The 16,085-nt window shown below is 73.3% G+C and carries 12 protein-coding genes; 7 read left to right on the top strand and 5 right to left on the bottom strand.

Features of this window, described 5'->3' with window-relative positions:
- Positions 1-55: 55 nt before the first annotated feature.
- The 7 genes from ACQ3I4_RS08515 to ACQ3I4_RS08485 all read left to right on the top strand — a co-directional run bounded on the left by ACQ3I4_RS08515 (position 56) and on the right by ACQ3I4_RS08485 (position 10,513).
- Positions 56-1,408, top strand: a complete 1,353-nt coding sequence (locus tag ACQ3I4_RS08515; protein WP_430633332.1) for a D-serine ammonia-lyase — start codon at positions 56-58, stop codon at positions 1,406-1,408.
- A gap of 151 nt (positions 1,409-1,559) precedes the next feature.
- The gene (locus ACQ3I4_RS08510) at positions 1,560-3,131 is read left to right on the top strand and encodes a S8 family serine peptidase (protein WP_430633331.1); all 1,572 of its coding nucleotides are present in this window, start codon (positions 1,560-1,562) and stop codon (positions 3,129-3,131) included.
- Positions 3,128-3,727 (top strand): RNA polymerase sigma factor, encoded by a 600-nt coding sequence (locus ACQ3I4_RS08505; RefSeq protein ID WP_430633330.1) that lies wholly within the window; start codon positions 3,128-3,130, stop codon positions 3,725-3,727. Before ACQ3I4_RS08510 ends, ACQ3I4_RS08505 begins: the two co-directional genes overlap by 4 nt.
- Positions 3,724-4,194 (top strand): hypothetical protein, encoded by a 471-nt coding sequence (locus tag ACQ3I4_RS08500; RefSeq protein WP_329861130.1) that lies wholly within the window; start codon positions 3,724-3,726, stop codon positions 4,192-4,194. Before ACQ3I4_RS08505 ends, ACQ3I4_RS08500 begins: the two co-directional genes overlap by 4 nt.
- Position 4,195: 1 nt before the next feature.
- On the top strand, positions 4,196-6,946 hold the full coding sequence (locus ACQ3I4_RS08495) for a CHAT domain-containing protein (protein ID WP_430633329.1): 2,751 nt from the start codon (positions 4,196-4,198) through the stop codon (positions 6,944-6,946).
- Positions 6,947-7,108: 162 nt separating this feature from the next.
- Complete coding sequence (locus ACQ3I4_RS08490; protein WP_430633328.1) at positions 7,109-9,217, top strand: S8 family serine peptidase; 2,109 nt, start codon at positions 7,109-7,111, stop codon at positions 9,215-9,217.
- Positions 9,218-9,400: 183 nt separating this feature from the next.
- Positions 9,401-10,513, top strand: a complete 1,113-nt coding sequence (locus ACQ3I4_RS08485) for a Fic family protein (protein WP_430633327.1) — start codon at positions 9,401-9,403, stop codon at positions 10,511-10,513.
- Here ACQ3I4_RS08485 and ACQ3I4_RS08480 read toward each other — a convergent pair.
- The 5 genes from ACQ3I4_RS08480 to ACQ3I4_RS08460 form a co-directional block, all read right to left on the bottom strand.
- Positions 10,497-11,513 carry a glycine betaine ABC transporter substrate-binding protein gene (locus ACQ3I4_RS08480; protein WP_329861135.1) on the bottom strand — a complete coding sequence of 339 codons (1,017 nt, stop codon included), beginning with the start codon at positions 11,511-11,513 and terminating at the stop codon, positions 10,497-10,499. The genes ACQ3I4_RS08485 and ACQ3I4_RS08480 overlap by 17 nt on opposite strands.
- 2 nt (positions 11,514-11,515) lie before the next feature.
- Entirely contained in the window at positions 11,516-12,292 is a 777-nt protein-coding gene (locus ACQ3I4_RS08475; protein WP_430633326.1) for an ABC transporter permease, read from the bottom strand.
- Positions 12,289-13,620: an ABC transporter ATP-binding protein gene (locus ACQ3I4_RS08470; protein ID WP_430633325.1), complete on the bottom strand. Its 1,332-nt coding sequence runs from the start codon at positions 13,618-13,620 to the stop codon at positions 12,289-12,291. The genes ACQ3I4_RS08475 and ACQ3I4_RS08470 overlap by 4 nt, the downstream gene beginning before the upstream one ends.
- Complete coding sequence (locus tag ACQ3I4_RS08465; protein WP_329861139.1) at positions 13,613-14,254, bottom strand: ABC transporter permease; 642 nt, start codon at positions 14,252-14,254, stop codon at positions 13,613-13,615. The genes ACQ3I4_RS08470 and ACQ3I4_RS08465 overlap by 8 nt, the downstream gene beginning before the upstream one ends.
- 529 nt (positions 14,255-14,783) lie before the next feature.
- On the bottom strand, positions 14,784-16,073 hold the full coding sequence (locus ACQ3I4_RS08460) for a M20 family metallo-hydrolase (RefSeq protein ID WP_329861140.1): 1,290 nt from the start codon (positions 16,071-16,073) through the stop codon (positions 14,784-14,786).
- Between the last annotated feature and the right edge of the window lie 12 nt (positions 16,074-16,085).

Here is a 16,085-nt window from a genome sequence, read left to right as displayed (position 1 = left end):
TGGGCTGGAGGCGACGAATCGCGTCCTGCGCCTACAACTATACGGGCATCTTGATATGAGGCAAGACGCCCCTCCCGACCTCCTCGCCGACCCCGTCGTCGCGGCCCTCGCCCGCGCCGAGGAGACGGCGTGGTTCCGCGCGGAGCCGGCCCGCACCGGCGTCGTCCTGGCGGGGTCCGGACTGGACCCGGCGATCGTCGAGGCGGCCCGCGCCCGCTTCCGCCGCTTCGCGCCGTGGTTCGCCGAGCGCTTCGCGGACACGGGTCCCACGCACGGCATCCTCGAGTCCCCTCTCCAGGGCGCGCCGCGGATGCAGGCCGCGCTCGGCCGGCGCCTGGGCCGCGGACTGCCGGGCCGGCTCTGGATCAAGCGCGACGACGCCCTGCCCGTGAGCGGCTCCATCAAGGCCCGGGGCGGCATCCACGAGGTCCTCGAGCTCGCCGAGCGCCTCGCCGTCGTCGCCGGCGTCCTGCGCCCCGGCGACGACGCCCGCGCGCTCACCACCCCGGCGGCGCGCGGGGTCCTCGCCCGGCACGGCATCGCCGTCGGATCCACCGGCAACCTGGGGCTCTCCATCGGCATCGCCGCCTCGGAGCTCGGCCTCGCCACCACCGTGCACATGTCCCACGACGCCCGCGCCTGGAAGAAGGAGCTCCTGCGCGCCCGCGGGGTCGAGGTGATCGAGCACTCCGGCGACTTCTCCGCCGCGGTCGCCGCCGGGCGCGCCGAGGCCGCCGCGGATCCGTCCGTGCACTTCGTCGACGACGAGGCCTCGCTGAGCCTCTTCGCGGGCTACGCGGTGGCCGGCGCGCGTCTCGCGGCGCAGCTGCGGGCCCTGGAGTGCGACGTCGATGCCGACCACCCGCTGTTCGTGCACCTCCCGTGCGGGGTCGGCGGCGGGCCGGGCGGCGTCGCCTACGGGCTCAAGCTGGTCTTCGGCGACGACGTGCACTGCGTGTTCGCCGAGCCCACGCACGCGCCCTGCATGTCGCTCGGCGTCCGCACGGGGCTGCACGACAGGATCTCCGTGGCCGACATCGGCCTCGACGGGCGCACGGCCGCCGACGGGCTCGCCGTGGGGCGGCCCTCGCGGCTCGTCGGCGAGCGCGTCGGGGGGCTCATCGACGGCTTCGCGACCGTCTCCGACGAACGCCTCAAGGCGCTCGTCGCGCTCCTGCACGCCGAGGAGGGCATCGCCGTCGAACCGTCCGCGACGGCCGGCTTCCCCGGGCCGTGGCGCGTACTCGCGGACGCCGGTTACCGGGCGGCGTTCGGGCTCGACGACGCCCGGATGGCCCGCGCGAACCACGTGGTCTGGTCCACGGGCGGCTCCATGGTCCCGGCGGCCGAGCGCGGGGCCTACCTGGCCGAGGGCCGGCAGCTCCTGGACGCGATCGACTGGGCGTAGCCTCGCGAGCGCCGGGACGCCACGCGGGGTGTTCTCTCCGCCGCGTCGGTGGGATCATGGCGGCAGGGTGGATCAGCGGAAACCCCCGGGGGATGTATCACCGCGGTCCCGGGGCCCTCCTAGGTATCAGGAACCACCTGAGAGGACCGTCATGACCGAACGCCTGAAAACCGCCGGCAACCCGTTCCCGCAGCTCGATCCGCTCGTCGCCGCGGCCTGGAACGCCCGCGTGGCGGTGGCGCCCGGCGGCTCCGCGACCGTCTACGTCGCGCACGCGCTGCTCCTGCACGCCCCCGCCGGAGACTCGCCCGGCCGCATCGACGCCATCAACGAGGTCGCCGGCAAGCTCGGGATCAAGGTCGAGCCGACGCCGCTCGGCGTTCCGTCCCGGCGCCGCGATCCCGGCCGCACGCCCAGCGGCGGGACCGGCGATCCCGCCACCGCCGCCGACCCCCTCGCCTCGCTCGGGCCCGCAACCGAGACCTCGCGCCTGCTCCTGCACGCCGAGGAGGACGACGCCGACGCCTGGCGCCTGCTCGCGGCCCTGCGTCGCGCCAGGGTCGCCGACGGCGTCTCGCTCGACCACCTCATGACGGCCGTCCCCTACTACGCGGGCATGGGCGAGCCCGGCGCGGACGCGTCGGGAGGCCCTGACTGGACGGGCGTGCCGTACTACGCCGGGGTGCCCTACTACGCGGGAGTCGGCTCGCCGTCCACGGGATACGCCTCACCGGGCCTCGGCGGCCGCACGCCGGTCGCCGTCGTCCTGCCGGACCCGGCGGCGAACGCCCCGCGGTTCAAGCGGGCCCCGGTCGTCGTGGTCCCGGACACGGGGCTCGAGGACCATCCCTGGTTCCGCGACCCGGCCTCCGCCACCGCCGAGGTCTATGCGGACGGGCAGCTGCTGGGCCGCCACGGCACGGTCCCGGGATCCGCGGTCCCCGAGCCGGTGCGCAACCCGCTCGACGGGATGCTGCTCCCGTTCGCCGGGCACGGCACGTTCATCGCGGGCCTGGTCCGCCAGCTCTGCCCGGCGGCGCGGATCCTCGGCATCCCGGTCATGACCGACGACGGCGTGGTCGCCGAATCCTGCCTCATCGCCACCCTCGAATCGCTGCGCACGCGCCAGATCGACGCCCTCGCCGCGGGCAACGCCGAAGACCTCGTCGACGTCCTCAGCCTGTCCCTGGGCTACTACCACGAGGAGCCGCGGGACCGGCTCGCGGACGCCCCGCTGCGCGCCCTGCTCGAGGACCTCGGCCGGCTCGGCGTCCTCGTGGTCGCCGCTGCCGGGAACAACTCCACGACGGCGCCGATGTTCCCGGCGGGGTTCTGCGACGGCCCCGCCGACCCGGCGCTCGCGCCCCTCGTCGGCGTCGGGGCGCTTAATCCGGACGGCTCGGTGGCGTACTTCAGCAACGCGGGCGCGTGGGTGGCGTGCCACCGGCCGGGCGCCGCCCTGGTCTCCACCATGCCCATCCACCTGCGCGGCCACTTGCAGATGTCGGCGGCGCTGCGGGAGGTGGAACCACGCCGGGCCACACTGGATCCGGACGACTTCTCCGGCGGCTTCGGCGTCTGGAGCGGCACGTCCTTCGCGGCCCCCGTGCTCGCCGCCGAGCTGGCCGCCGGGCTGCTCGACTCCACGGCCGTCGACGTCGCCGCCCGCCTGGACCGGGCCTGGGACGCCCTCGCCCACACGCTGGACTGGGAGAGGCCATGACCGCCACCACGAGCCTCGTCGAGGAGGCCGCGGAGCTGTTCGCGGCGTTCCAGGACGGCCGCCGCGGGCGGATCGAGCCGCTCGTTCGGCTGCTGAACCCCACCTTGTGGCACGTGGCGCGCGCGTGCGGGCTCGAGCGCGCCGATGCGGAGGACGTCGTGCAGACGGCGTGGCTGCGGCTCGTGGACAAGGCGGACACCGTGCGGAATCCGCGCACCGTGCTCGCGTGGCTCGGCACCACCGTGCGCCGCGAGGCGTGGCGGATCAGCCGCGAGCGCCGCCGCTCCCTGCCGTGGGAGGACGCGGACGACGACGGGGCGGGCCGCCGCGGGCCGGCCCCCGGGGACCCGGCGCCGGGTCCCGCGGAGGCGCTGCTGCGCCACGAGGCGCAACGCGTCCTCTGGACGCACGTGTCCCGCCTGACGCCGCGCTGCCAGGCCATCCTGCGGGTGGTGAGCCGTGGCGGCCCGCCCGACTACGCGTCCCTGTCCGAGGCACTCGGCATCCCCGTCGGGTCGATCGGCCCGACCCGCGGCCGCTGCCTCGCGGCGCTGCGCGCCTCACTCGCCGCCGATCCCTCCTGGAGCCCCTCATGAACGAGCACGATTCCCCCCTCGACGCCGTCGACGCGGCCCTGCTCCAGGACATCGCCCGGCTCTACGACGCCGCCGACCCGCCCCCGGCGTCCCTCGACGACGACGTGGTCTTCGCGGTCTCGCTCGCGGCCGTCGACGCCGAGATCGCCACGCTCCTGGACGGGGCGCACCTGGCGCTTCGGGCCGGCGAGGCCAGCCCCACGGACACGGTGACGTTCACGAGCTCGGCACTGCAGCTCATGCTGCGCACGGCGGAGGACGACGCCGGGGCGTTGCGGATCGACGGCTGGGTCACCGGGGGCGGCATCGACGTCGCGCTCATCTCCGGCACCACGGCGCACTGGACCACGTCCGACGCCCACGGCCGGCTGGTCTGGCGGGACGTCCCCCGCGGGCCGCTGCGGTTCCTGCTCCACCCCGCCGAACCGGGCGGCAAGCCCGTGATGACGCCGGTGATCGAGTTCTGAGATGCCCTCCACCGACCCGCTGGCCGCCGCCGACGAGGCGTACCAGGCCGCGCGGGCGGCGATCGCCCAGTACCGGCTGCCCCAGGCCCGCGCACACCTGGACGAGGCGCGCAGCAGGCTGCGCCAATCCTGGCCTCCGGCGGGCGCGGAGCCGCTGACCGGTTCCGGCCGCGGGCCCGGCGGCGGCGTCGGCAGGAGCGCCGGCGGCGGAAGGCGCGGGGCCGGCCGGGACGACGAGATCGGCGGAGCCGGAGATCAGGCCCTGGCCGCGCGCGAGCTCGGCTGGCGCATCCGGCTGACCGAATCGTGGCTCACGTGCGACGAAGAAGGGCTGCCCGCCGCGCTGGCGGCGATCCGCGCCGTGAGCGCCGAGGCGGCCGCCGCCGGCAGCGACGGTGTCCGCGCGCTCGCCCACATCCAATCCGGCGTCCTGCTGGCCCGCGCCGGGGACTTCGACGCGGCACTCGGCCAGCTGCGCCCCGCCGTCGGACTCTCCGGATCCCTGCCCGTCGACGACCGCGTGCGGCTCCTGCTCAACAAGGGGACGATCGGCTCCCGCACCGGATCCCTCGCCGAGGCGGCCGACGATCTCCGGGAGGCCGCCCGGCTCTCCGACGCCCTGCCCGCCTACCGCTTTATGGCCCTCCACAACCTGGGCTTCGTCGAGTACCTGCGCGGCGACCTGCCGGCGGCCCTGCGCATCATGGCGGAGGCGGACGGGCTGGACGTCGAGGTCGACCGCTCCGTCGCGCGCCACGACCGTGCCCGCGTGCTGATGGAGGCCGGGCTCGTCGAGGACGCCGCACCGCTGATCGAGCAGGCGGTCGGCGAACTGCGGGACGCCGGGCTGGCCGCGGAATGCGGCGAGGCCCGGCTGGACCAGGCGCGCTGCGCGGTGCTCGCCGGCCGCCCCGCCGATGCCGTCCGGCTCGCCGCCGCCGTCGTGGCCGAGTCCACCGAGCGCGGCGAGGACGCCCGCGCCCAGGAGGCGGAGGCCGTCCGGCTCGAGGCCCTGCTCCTGGGCTCCGCTCCCGTCGAGTCCATGGATCCGGCCCTGCTCGCCGCCCAGGCCACCGCCCTCGCCGCGGCGGCGCGCCACGCCGGCAGGCCGTGGCTCGCCGACCGGGCCATCGCGCTGGCGCTCATCGCCACGGGCCGCGCCACCTCCGGTGCGGACGGGCCCGGCCATCCCGTCGGCGACCCCATCGGCGACCCCGCTGGCTTCACCCCTTCGCCGCCCGAGCCGCCCCGTGCCCTCGGCGCGGCGCGGCACCCGGGCGGGGCCCCGGCGTCGGACTCCCCCGCCCTGCCGCCCGACGCCGCGGCGCGCTTGCGGCGGATGCGCGCCTCGCCATACCTCTCGACGCGGATCCTGGCCGTGCTCGCCCAGCTCGCGACGGCGCAGGATCCCGCCGCCCGCGGGAGGCTCCTGCGAGCCGCCGCCCGGGACACGGCCGCCGCCCGGGCCGGCGTGGCCAGCCTGGACCTGCGCACCGCCGTCGCGGTCCACTTGGCGCCCGTCATGCGGATCGACCTCGCCCGGGCCGCGGCCGGTGGCGACGCGTGGGCCGCCCTGCGCGCCACCGAACGCTGGCGCCACGCCCTCCAGGGGGTCCCTTCCGTGCACCCACCGGGCGACGCACGGGTCGCCGGGCTGTGGTCCAGCCTGCGCCGGCACCACGAGGAGGTCCGCACGGCCGGGCCCTCCGAGGCGGGGCGGCTGCGGGCCGAGGCCGCGGGGATCGAACACCGTCTGCGCGAGCACTACTGGTCCGGCCGGTCCGAGGCGCGGGCCGGGCCCGGGCCGCGCCTCTCCCGCGCCGCGTGGGGGCCGGCCAGCGTGCTGAGCTACTTCTGGGCCGGGGACGCGTTGCACGTCGTGGCCGTGGAACCGGGGCGGCCCGCCCGCCTCGAGCGGCTCGGGGACCGGCCCCGGATCACCGAGCTCGTGGACCGAGCCGTCGCCGATGCGGCCGCCGCGGCGCAGGCACCCGCGGGGCCGCTCGCCGCCGTCGTGCTGTCCTCCCTCGGCGACTCCCTCGCCCGGCTCGAGGACGCGATCCTGCCCGGCCCGGTCGCCGAAGGGCCGATCGTCGTGGTCCCCAGCGGGGCGCTGGCCCGCTTGCCGTGGGGCATGCTGCCGGGCCTGCGCGGCCGGGGCGTGACGCTGAGCCGCTCCGTCGGCGCGTGGGACGCGGGCCGCACGGAACTCGGCCGGCCGCCCCGCGTCGCCGTCGCCGCCGGCCCGGGGCTGGCGCTGGCCCGCCACGAATGCGCGCGGGTCGCGGGCCATTGGCCCGGGGCGCTGACGATCCCTGCGGAGCCGGCCGCGGTCACGGCGGCGCTGGCCGCGTACGACGTCGTCCACCTCGCCGCGCACGGGCGGCACCGCGAGGACAGCCCCCTGTTCTCCTCGCTGCGGCTGCACGGCGGCGCGCTGTTCGCGCACGAGCTCGAACAGGTGCCGATCCGGGCCTCGCTCGTGGTGCTGTCGGCGTGCGGCGCCGGGCGCGGGCGGCTGCGGCCCGGCGACGAGGCCCTGGGGCTCACCTCGAGTCTCCTGGCCATGGGGGTGAAGGCCGTCGTGGCGCCGCTGACCGACGTCCCGGACCACGTGGCCGCGCGCCTGATGCCCGAGCTGCATTCGCGCCTCGCCGCCGGACAGGACGGGCCGTCGGCGCTCGCCGCCGCGGCCGATGGCATGCTGGACGGCAGCTTCGCGTGGTTCGGCTCCGGCTGGCGGGTGGGCTGAGCCGGTTTGGAGTGCAGATCATGCGCGGCTCCGGCTCGGGAGCCCACAGGATCTGCAGACCAAAGAAAGTCGGCACTTCCTGTATCAGGGACCGCGGAGGCCCCTCTTAGCTGGTGCGACGCAAAGACGCGGCGCACCAGGAGCAGCTAGAGGAGCAGCGCCATGCCAGAGACCACGCAGGCCCCGGCCTACTACTACGCCGACGGGGAGCGCGTGCCGCTCGTCCCGTCGTCGCACTTCGTCGCCGTCCGAGCGACCCCCGAGGAGGCCGAGTCGCTGGCCCAACGGTCCGCGGCCGCCTCCACCGATCCGCAGGAGCCCGTCCAGGTCCTCCGCGTTCCCGACCAGGACCTCGTGGTCTTCAAGGTCGACGGCGCGGCGACCGCGGCGACGGCCGCCCGTGCCGCGGGCGACGCCACCGGGCCGGACGTCTACGAGACGGCGGAGGACGACGGCGTGGACGCGCCGGCCGCCCTCGTCGACAACGGCGAGCTGATCGTCAAGACCGCCCAGGAGACGGACGCCGCGCGCCTGCTCAAGAAGCACCACCTCGAGACCGTGCAGGCGGACTACCCGGAGCCCGGCGCGCTCCTGGTCCGCACCCTCCGCGAGCAGGACTCGGCCGTCGCCATCGCCAACGAGCTGCACGAGCTCGACGCCGTCGACTACGCCGTCCCGAACTTCGTGAGGCTCCAGCCGCGGCTCTCCGCCCCCGTCGACGAGCTCGAGGAGCTCGCCCGGCTCAACGGGGCGGTCCACGACGAGGCGGGACCCGCGTTCACGCCGAACGACCCGCTCCTGTCCGCCCAATGGGGGATCGCCAAGATCCGCTGCCCGGAGGCCTGGGACATCTCGCGCGGCAGCTCCACCATCTCGGTCGCCGTCATCGACGAGGGCGGCAACGCCCACGAGGACTACGTCCTGGCTCCGGGATTCGACGCCCGCTTCAACGACAACGATCCGACGCCGAACCCGGCCGACGGACACGGCGTCGCCTGCGCGGGCATCGCCGCCGCGACGGCCCACAACGGGCGCGGCGTCGCCGGCGTCGCACCGAACAGCCGCATCCGCCACATCCGCGTCGCCTATGGCATCGGCGGAGGCTTCTGGTCCACGACCGACGCCATCCTCGCCGCGGGCATCCGCCGCGCCGTGGACCTCGGCGCGGACGTGCTCAACAACTCCTGGGGCAGCGGCGCCAGCACGGTCGTCACCAACGCGTTCGTCTACGCCCAGACCACCGGGCGCGGGGGGCGGGGTACCGTGATCGCCGCGGCCACGGGCAACGGCGACGTCCTCGGCGTCGGCTACCCGGCCCGCCTCTCCCCCGGCATCCGCGGCTTCATGGCCGTCGGGGCGAGCAACCAGTGGGACCAGCGCAAGAGCAAGACGAGCCTCGACGGCGAGAACTGGTGGGGCTCGAACTACGGCCCCGAGGTCGACGTCGTGGCACCGGGCGTGAAGATCCCGACCACCGACATCATGGGGGCCGGCGGCTACGGCGCCGGGAACTACATCAACACCTTCAACGGCACCTCGTCGGCGACCCCGCACGTGGCAGGGCTGATGGCGTTGATCCTCGCGGTGGATCCGGCGCTGCGCTCCTGGGAGGTCGAGGACATCATCAAGCTCACCGCCCGGGACCTCGGCACCGCCGGCCGGGACCAGCACTTCGGATTCGGCCGGATCGACGCCCGGGCGGCGCTCGAGGCGGCCTCGCGGATCTGGTCCTCGATCCAGGTGACGCCGGTGTTCCTCGGCTCCGGCCAGGAGGCCTACATCCGGGTCTCGATCAGGATGTTCAACCCCGGCATCAACACCGTGCGGCTCAACGGCCTCACGTTCCGGTCCCACTCCACGACCGGCGCCGTGCGGGACCAGTTCACGTTCCAGGGCAACCCGGGACCCGTGATGCTGGCGCGCAGCGGACACGACGCCCGCTTCACGAACCTGTTGTTCCGGGCCAACGGGACGCGGGCCAGCTGGTCCTACTCCTGGTCCGTGAACTGGGGTTACACCTTCTGGCGGCCCGGGGCGCCGCTGTTCCCGCTCGGGGCGGCGGAACCCGGGACGGCCACCGGTGCCCTCGACGAATCGTCGGGGCAGCAGGAAACGGGCCAGACCCTCGAGGGCAGCGGCTCCGGCCGCGACGACTCCCTCGATCCGGGGCCGGAGGAGGGCGCCGTGGGGACGGCGCCCGCGGACGCGGCCCGGGGGGACCGCGTCACGGTCGACCGGGCCAACCGGGCGATCACGATCGTCGTGCGCTGAGCGGCACGCCGATCCCGGCCCGCGGAGGCCCCGCACCACACGCTTGGGGGTGGTGCGGGGCCTCCGCCCCGCGTTGGCTCCCGCGGCGGTCGACGCTCCGTCTCCGCGAACATCGCTCGATAAAACATGCAAAAAATCCCGCTAATACTTTGCATGTATATGCAACAGTGCTACGTTCTGCGCATGACTTCCTGGCGCGCCGACTCCCCCTTCAACGACCTCCCTCCACTGCCTCCCCGCCGTGAGGTCGAGACCAGGCCGGTCCTCAAGCTCGCCATTGAAGCCCGGTCTTCGCTCGCCGCCCTCAACCAGGCCGTGTCCACCATGGCGAATCCCAGCGTGCTCATCAACGCCATTCCCCTGCTGGAGGCCCAGGCGAGTTCCGAAGTGGAGAACATCGTCACGACGAGCGACGACCTCTTCCGCCATGCCCAGGACGCCTCGTCCACAGACCCGGCGACGCGCGAGGCCCTGCGCTACCGGACGGCCCTCATGGAAGGCTTCGCCCTGGTATCGCAGCGGGGCATCGTCACCACGAACACCGCCCGCGAGGTGTGCTCGATCATCAAGGGCCGCCGCATGGACCTCAGGACCGGACTGGGCACCTTCATCGACGACCCGGTGACGCGCCGGGCCGCCTACACCCCACCGGAGGGCAGGGCCGTCATCGACGAGAAGCTCGGGTCCTGGGAGAAGTTCGTCAACGCGGATCACGAGCTCGATCCCCTGACGGCCATGGCGCTCGCCCACTACCAGTTCGAGGCCATCCACCCCTTCGACGACGGGAACGGCCGCACCGGAAGGATCCTCAACGTCCTCATGCTCGTCGCCGCCGGCCTGCTGAGCCGGCCCGTGCTCTACCTGTCCCGCTACATCATCGGACACAAGGACGAGTACTACGCCTCGCTCCGCGCCGTCACGTCCGACGAGGCCTGGACCGATTGGGTGGAGTACGTGCTCGAGGGCGTCCGGCAGACCTCGTCGTCGACCCTGCAGAAGGCCGCCCGCACCCACGTCCTGCAGTCCACCGTGAAGCAGCAGATCGGCCGGACGATCCCCAACGCCAACATCCGGCTCCTGGACGTCTTGTTCGAGCAGCCCTATTGCCGGATCGCCAATGTCATGGACGCCTGCGCAGTCTCGAGGCCCACGGCCACGAAGTGGTTGAAGTCGCTGGTCCAGCACGGGGTGCTCGAAGAGGTCCATGCCGGCCGGGAGCTTCTTTTCATCAACACCCGCTTTCTGGAACTGCTGACGCGGGACGCGGAGGACGGACCCGCTACCCCGCCTCGGTGACGAGCCCCTCCGAGACCATCCAGTCGAATGCCACGTCTGCGGGCTCCTCGCCGTTGACGTCCACGCGCAGGTTCAGCTGCCGCATCACCTCGTCGGTCAGCAGCGGCGAGACCTGCGCGAAGACCTCCTCGAGCTGCGGGTACTCGGCGAGGGTCTCGGCGTTGAACACGGGCGCCCCGTTGTAGGCGGGGAAGAACATCGCGTCGTCCTCGAGCACGGTCAGGTCCAGCGCGTCGATCCGGCCGTCGGTCGTGAAGACCTCGCCGAAGTTGCAGTCGCCGTTGTCCGTGGCCGTGTACACCGCGCCCGTGTCGTAGATGCCGACGTTCGCATCCGGCACGCCGTCCGCGGCGCCGCGCTCGAGCCCGTAGGCGGAGAGCATCGGGTTGAAGCCGTCGGGGCGGGAATTGAACTCCGGCTCGAGGCAGAACGTCCGCTCCTCGACCGGCAGCTCGGCGATCTGGGACATCGCGGAGATCCCGCCGAGCTCCTCGACGGCCTCGCTGCGCACGGCCATCGCGTAGGTGTTGTTCAGGGGGGCCGGCTCGCCCCAGACCAGCCCGTTGGCGGCGTCGGCGTCCCGGACGGCCTCGAACTGCTCGCGCTGGTCCGGGATGCCCTCCTCCTCGCCCATGTAAGTGATCCAGGCGGTGCCCGTGTACTCCCACGTGAAGTCGGCCTGCCCCGAGACCATGAGCTCGCGCACGGGCTGGCTGCCCGGGACGTTGGTCAGGTCGGTGACCTCGAACCCTGCGGCCTGGGCCGCGATCACGGCGATCTTGCCGAGGACCAGCTGCTCGGTGAAGTTCTTGCTCGTCACGGTGATGGCGGCGCCCTCGGGCAGGCCCTCGACGGGGGCGATGCTGCCCGGCCCGGCCTGCGGGACGTAGGACGCGGCGGGCTGGAGCCCGCATCCGGCGAGCAGGGCGCCGGCGGTCAGCGCCGCGGCGGCGGCCAGGGTACGACGCCGGAGGTGCTTCCGGCGCGGATTCTTCTGCATGTCTAGAGTCCCTTCGGGCGGGCGAGGTGCTCCACGAGCCGGCCCAGCCAGTCGACGACGAGCGCGAGCAGGGCCACGAGGACCGACCCCGAGACGAGGACCGTGGTCAGGCTCAGGTTCACGCCCGTGGTGATGAGGATGCCCAGGCCGCCGCCGTTGATGAACGTGGCGAGCGTGGCGGTGCCGACGAGCAGCACGAGGGCGGTGCGGATGCCGGAGAGCATCACGGGCACGGCGAGCGGCAGCTCGACCTTGAAGAGCACCGCGGAGGCGCTCATGCCCATGCCCCGGCCGGCCTCGACGAGCCGCGCGTCGACCTGGTTCAGGCCCACCATGGTGTTGCGCAGCACGGGCAGCACGGCGTAGGCGACGAGCGCGACGACGGCCGTCCACGCGGTGAAGCCGAGCCACATCGCGAGCAGCACGATCAGGCCGATGGCCGGGGCGGCCTGGCCCCAGTTCGCCACGGCCATGATGGGCCCGGCGTAGCGGCGCATGCGTCCGCGCGTCAGCAGGATGCCGAGCGGGATGGCGATGAGCAGGACGATCAGCGCGGAGGCGGCCGTGAGCTGCAGGTGTTCGACCGTGTAGCCCCAGAGGGCCGACGGTGCCAGGGTGGTGCGCTCGGTCTCCGTGAGGTCCGCGGTCAGCAGCCAGGCCACGACGACGGCGAAGGCGAGGCCGATCCCGCCGATCTGCCACCACAGCGCCTTCCACGTCGCGAGGCCGGCGTCGACCTCCCGGGGCCCGCCGGCGGCGGGGACGGCGGCGGTGCTCATCGCCCGCCTCCCTCCCCCGGGCCGTCCCCGGGCGTCGTGGGGGCCGGGCCGGAAGCGGCAGGCGGGGCCCCGTCGTCGTTCCCCGCCGCGGCGACCGCGGAGGCCGCCGCCGTCGTCGGAAGGGCGCCGCTGTTCAGGCCCACCGGGGAATCCGAGTCCTCGAGGGCGGCCTCCTGCGCGGCCCGGATCGAGTCCATGACCGTGTCCACGGTGACGAGACCGCGGAAGACGTCGCGGCGGCCCGTGACCAGGGCCGCGCTCGCGCTGCCGACCAGCATCGCGTCGAGCGCGTCGTTGAGCGTGGAGCGGTCCGAGACGAGCGGGAGGTTCGGGTCCACCTGCTCCGTGACGACCTGCATGCGGCTCAGCTGACGGCGCGAGAGCCACTGGATGGGGCGGTCGCGCCGGTCCAGGACCACCGCGTTCTTGTGCCCGGCGCCCTGCAGGCGGGAGAGGACGTCGCTCGCGAGGTCACCCGGGGACGCCGTGACGGCCTCCGCCAGCTCGACGTCGTCGACGCGCGCCAGGGTGAGCTGCTTGAGGCCGGCGCCGGAGCCGATGAAGTTCTCCACGAACTCGTTGGCCGGGTTCGCGAGGATGCGGTCCGGAGAGTCGTACTGGACCAGCTGCGCGCCCTCGTCGAACACCGCGATCCAGTCGCCGAGCTTCACGGCCTCGTCGAAGTCGTGGGTCACGCACACGATCGTCTTCTGCAGCTCCGACTGGATATTGATCAGCTCGTCCTGCAGGCGCTGGCGCGTGATCGGGTCCACCGCGCCGAAGGGCTCGTCCATGAGCAGGACGGGCGGATCGGCGGCGAGCGCGCGGGCCACGCCGACGCGCTGCTGCTGCCCTCCGGAGAGCTCCTTGGGGAAGCGGTCGCGGTAGGTGTCCGGGTCGAGGGAGACCAGCTCGAGCAGCTCGTCGACCCGGGCCGCGATCCGCGCCTTGTCCCAGCCGAGCATCTTGGGCACCAGTCCGATGTTCGTCGCGACGCTCATGTGCGGGAAGAGCCCGCCCGCCTGGATGACGTAGCCGATCTGGCGGCGCAGCTTGTCCCCGTCCATGCCGGTGACGTCCTCGCCGTTGATGACGATGCTTCCGCTGCTGGGCTCGATGAGCCGGTTGATCATCTTCAGCGTGGTGGTCTTGCCGCAGCCGGACGGGCCGACGAACATCACGACGCTGCCCGCCGGGATCTCCAGGGTCAGGCCGCCCACGGCGGGCTTGACCTGCCCGGGGTACTGCTTGGTGACCTCCTGTAGGAGGATCGAGGCGCCGGTGACGCCCTCGGGACGATGGGCCTGGGTGGTTTGGGTGTCAGACACGGATACCTCGCGGGGTGGTCAGCCGGCCGAGGCCGGCGAGGAGAAGATCGAGCAGGAAGGCCAGGATGATCACGCCGACGACGCCGACGAGGACCGATTCGAACGCGTTGGCGCCGCCGAGGCGGGACAGGCCGGAGAAGATGAAGCCGCCGAGACCGGGGCCGAGCGCGTAGGCCGCGACGGCGGCGACTCCCATGACCATCTGCGCGGACACGCGCACGCCGGCCAGGATCACGGGCCAGGCCATGGGGATCTCAACGGTGGCCAGGGTGCGCATCCGGCTCATGCCGATGCCGCGCGCCGATTCGACGATGCTCGGGGGGATGCCGTTCAGGCCGACGACGGCGTTGCGCAGGATCGGCAGGGCGGCGAAGAAGGCCACCACGATCACCGCCGGCGGGACGCCGAAACCGAACGGGGCGATCAAGAGGCCGATCATCGCGAACGACGGGATCGTCAGGCCGATCGCGGAGACGCTGTTGGCCGCGCTGCTGGCGGCCTTGCTGCGGTAGACGAGCGCGGCGATGACGACGGCGATCACCGTCGCGAGCACAAGGCACTGGACCACCAGGCTCAAGTGCTGCCACGAGGCAAACAGTATTTGGCGAGACCTCTCGCCCACGAATTCCCACACGTTTTGACCTTCTTCACCCTGGTTGCGTAGTTCCCGACAGGGCTTTCCAGGTCCTCGTCAGGGATTTCCACCCTAGACACAGGGTTCGACGCGCCGGGCGCTCATCCGGTCAAACCGGTCAGACCGTGACCCTTTCGTGACATCCCGGCCCGCCCATCCCGTGCCCAGTTCACGTCATCTGGGCGAGACCGCGGGCCGTTGCCGAGACCATGGGGTCTACCCCGTGAACTGAGCTCCAGACCGCAGTCTCGCCGACTTCACGGGATCCGGGCGCACCGCGCGGGACCAGTCAGAGGCGAGACGGCTCACGTGGGCACGGCGCCGACCCGCGGCGTGAACCGGCCATCCAGATCAGGACGGGACGGCGCAGGCAGGGTCGAATGCTGTCCGCGGCATGCCCATCCCGTGCCCAGTTCACGTCATCTGGGCGAGACCGCGGGCCGTTGCCGAAACCATGGGGTCTACCCCGTGAACTGAGCTCCAGACCGCAGTCTCGCCGACTTCACGGGATCCGGGCGCACCGCACGGCCTATCGGCCCGGGGCGTCGACGAACTCCCCGCGGGCGACCCGGCCGACGAGTTCGGTCAGCAGCTCGACTCCGGCGAGCATGTCCTCATCGCTCGTGAGCTCCTTCTCGTTGTGGGAGACGCCCTCGACGCTCGGCACGAACAGCATGATCGTGGGCACGATGTCCTTCATGTTGGTCGAATCGTGCCCGGCGAGCGTGCGGACCGTGCCGTAGGGCAGCCCCAGGTCCTCGGCGCACGCGGCGGCGAGCTCCATGCCGGAGGCGTCGTAGGCCTTGGACGCCCACACGTGCTCCGCCCCGCGCTCGATCCGCACGGAGGCCCGCTCCTCGATCGCCGCGACGCGCCGGTGCAGCTCGGCGTCGGCCGCGGCGAGCACCTCGGCGTCCGTGCTGCGCAGGTCCACGAGGAGGTTCACGCGGCTCGCCACGACGACGGGCGAGTTCGGGAACACCGTGAACTCCCCGCACGAGGTGATCACGGCGTGCTCTTCGGTGCTGAATTCCTCGGCGATCTCGCGCGCGGCCACGACCAGCGCGGAGGCGCCGAGCAGCGCGTCGTGGCGGTCGGCGATCACGGTGGCGCCCGTGTGGGCCTGCTCGCCGTGCACCACGAACTCGTACTTGTTGGCCCCCCACGTGGACTCGACCAGGCCGATGGTCAGCCCGTTGTCCTCGAGCGATCGCCCCTGCTCGATGTGGATCTCCAGGTACGCGGCCACGTCGAGGCTGAAGTCGCCGACCGTGCCGATGGCCTCGAGGGCCTCCCGCACGGTGACGCCCTGGGGGTCGGTCGTGGCGAGGACCTGTTCGGCCGGGAGCTTGCCGGTGAACACGGAGCTGCCCATCATCGAGGGCTTGAAGCGGCAGCCCTCCTCGTTGAACCAGTTCACGACCGCCAGGTTGAAGGCCGGCGCCCCCTCTGCCGCGAAGCGCTCCTGGAGCCGGATCGCGGCGTGCGCCGCGGCGAGCACTCCGTAGGCTCCGTCGAAGCGTCCGCCGAGCGGCTGCGAGTCCAGGTGGGAGCCGATCGCGACGTAGGGCGCGCCGGGCACGAGCTCGAGCAGGGCGAACTGGTTGCCGACCGCGTCGTAGCGGACCTCGAAGCCGTGGCCTTCGACGAGCCCGCGGAACCAGTGGCGGGTCTGCCCGTCGGCGGGGGTCGCGGCCTGGCGGTCCACTCCCCCGCCGGCGGTGGCGCCGAAGGTGCTCATGGAACGGAAGTCGGCCAGGAAGGCCCGGGCTGCCTCTGCGGCGCGGGCGGTCTGGGTGGTGGTGGCGGTGGTGCTCATGTCACGGCTCCG

Origin of the sequence: Zafaria sp. Z1313 (assembly GCF_050563205.1) — a bacterium.
Lineage (GTDB): Bacteria > Actinomycetota > Actinomycetes > Actinomycetales > Micrococcaceae > JAZDCJ01.
The sequence above is the reverse complement of the archived record's forward strand: the minus strand, read 5'-3'. Positions and strand labels throughout refer to the sequence as shown.

Coding starts and splice junctions, on each gene's coding strand:
- ACQ3I4_RS08515 (WP_430633332.1), top strand. CDS start 56: ATGAGGCAAGACGCCCCTCCCGACCTCCTCGCCGACCCCGTCGTCGCG.
- ACQ3I4_RS08510 (WP_430633331.1), top strand. CDS start 1,560: ATGACCGAACGCCTGAAAACCGCCGGCAACCCGTTCCCGCAGCTCGAT.
- ACQ3I4_RS08505 (WP_430633330.1), top strand. CDS start 3,128: ATGACCGCCACCACGAGCCTCGTCGAGGAGGCCGCGGAGCTGTTCGCG.
- ACQ3I4_RS08500 (WP_329861130.1), top strand. CDS start 3,724: ATGAACGAGCACGATTCCCCCCTCGACGCCGTCGACGCGGCCCTGCTC.
- ACQ3I4_RS08495 (WP_430633329.1), top strand. CDS start 4,196: ATGCCCTCCACCGACCCGCTGGCCGCCGCCGACGAGGCGTACCAGGCC.
- ACQ3I4_RS08490 (WP_430633328.1), top strand. CDS start 7,109: ATGCCAGAGACCACGCAGGCCCCGGCCTACTACTACGCCGACGGGGAG.
- ACQ3I4_RS08485 (WP_430633327.1), top strand. CDS start 9,401: ATGACTTCCTGGCGCGCCGACTCCCCCTTCAACGACCTCCCTCCACTG.
- ACQ3I4_RS08480 (WP_329861135.1), bottom strand. CDS start 11,513: ATGCAGAAGAATCCGCGCCGGAAGCACCTCCGGCGTCGTACCCTGGCC.
- ACQ3I4_RS08475 (WP_430633326.1), bottom strand. CDS start 12,292: ATGAGCACCGCCGCCGTCCCCGCCGCCGGCGGGCCCCGGGAGGTCGAC.
- ACQ3I4_RS08460 (WP_329861140.1), bottom strand. CDS start 16,073: ATGAGCACCACCGCCACCACCACCCAGACCGCCCGCGCCGCAGAGGCA.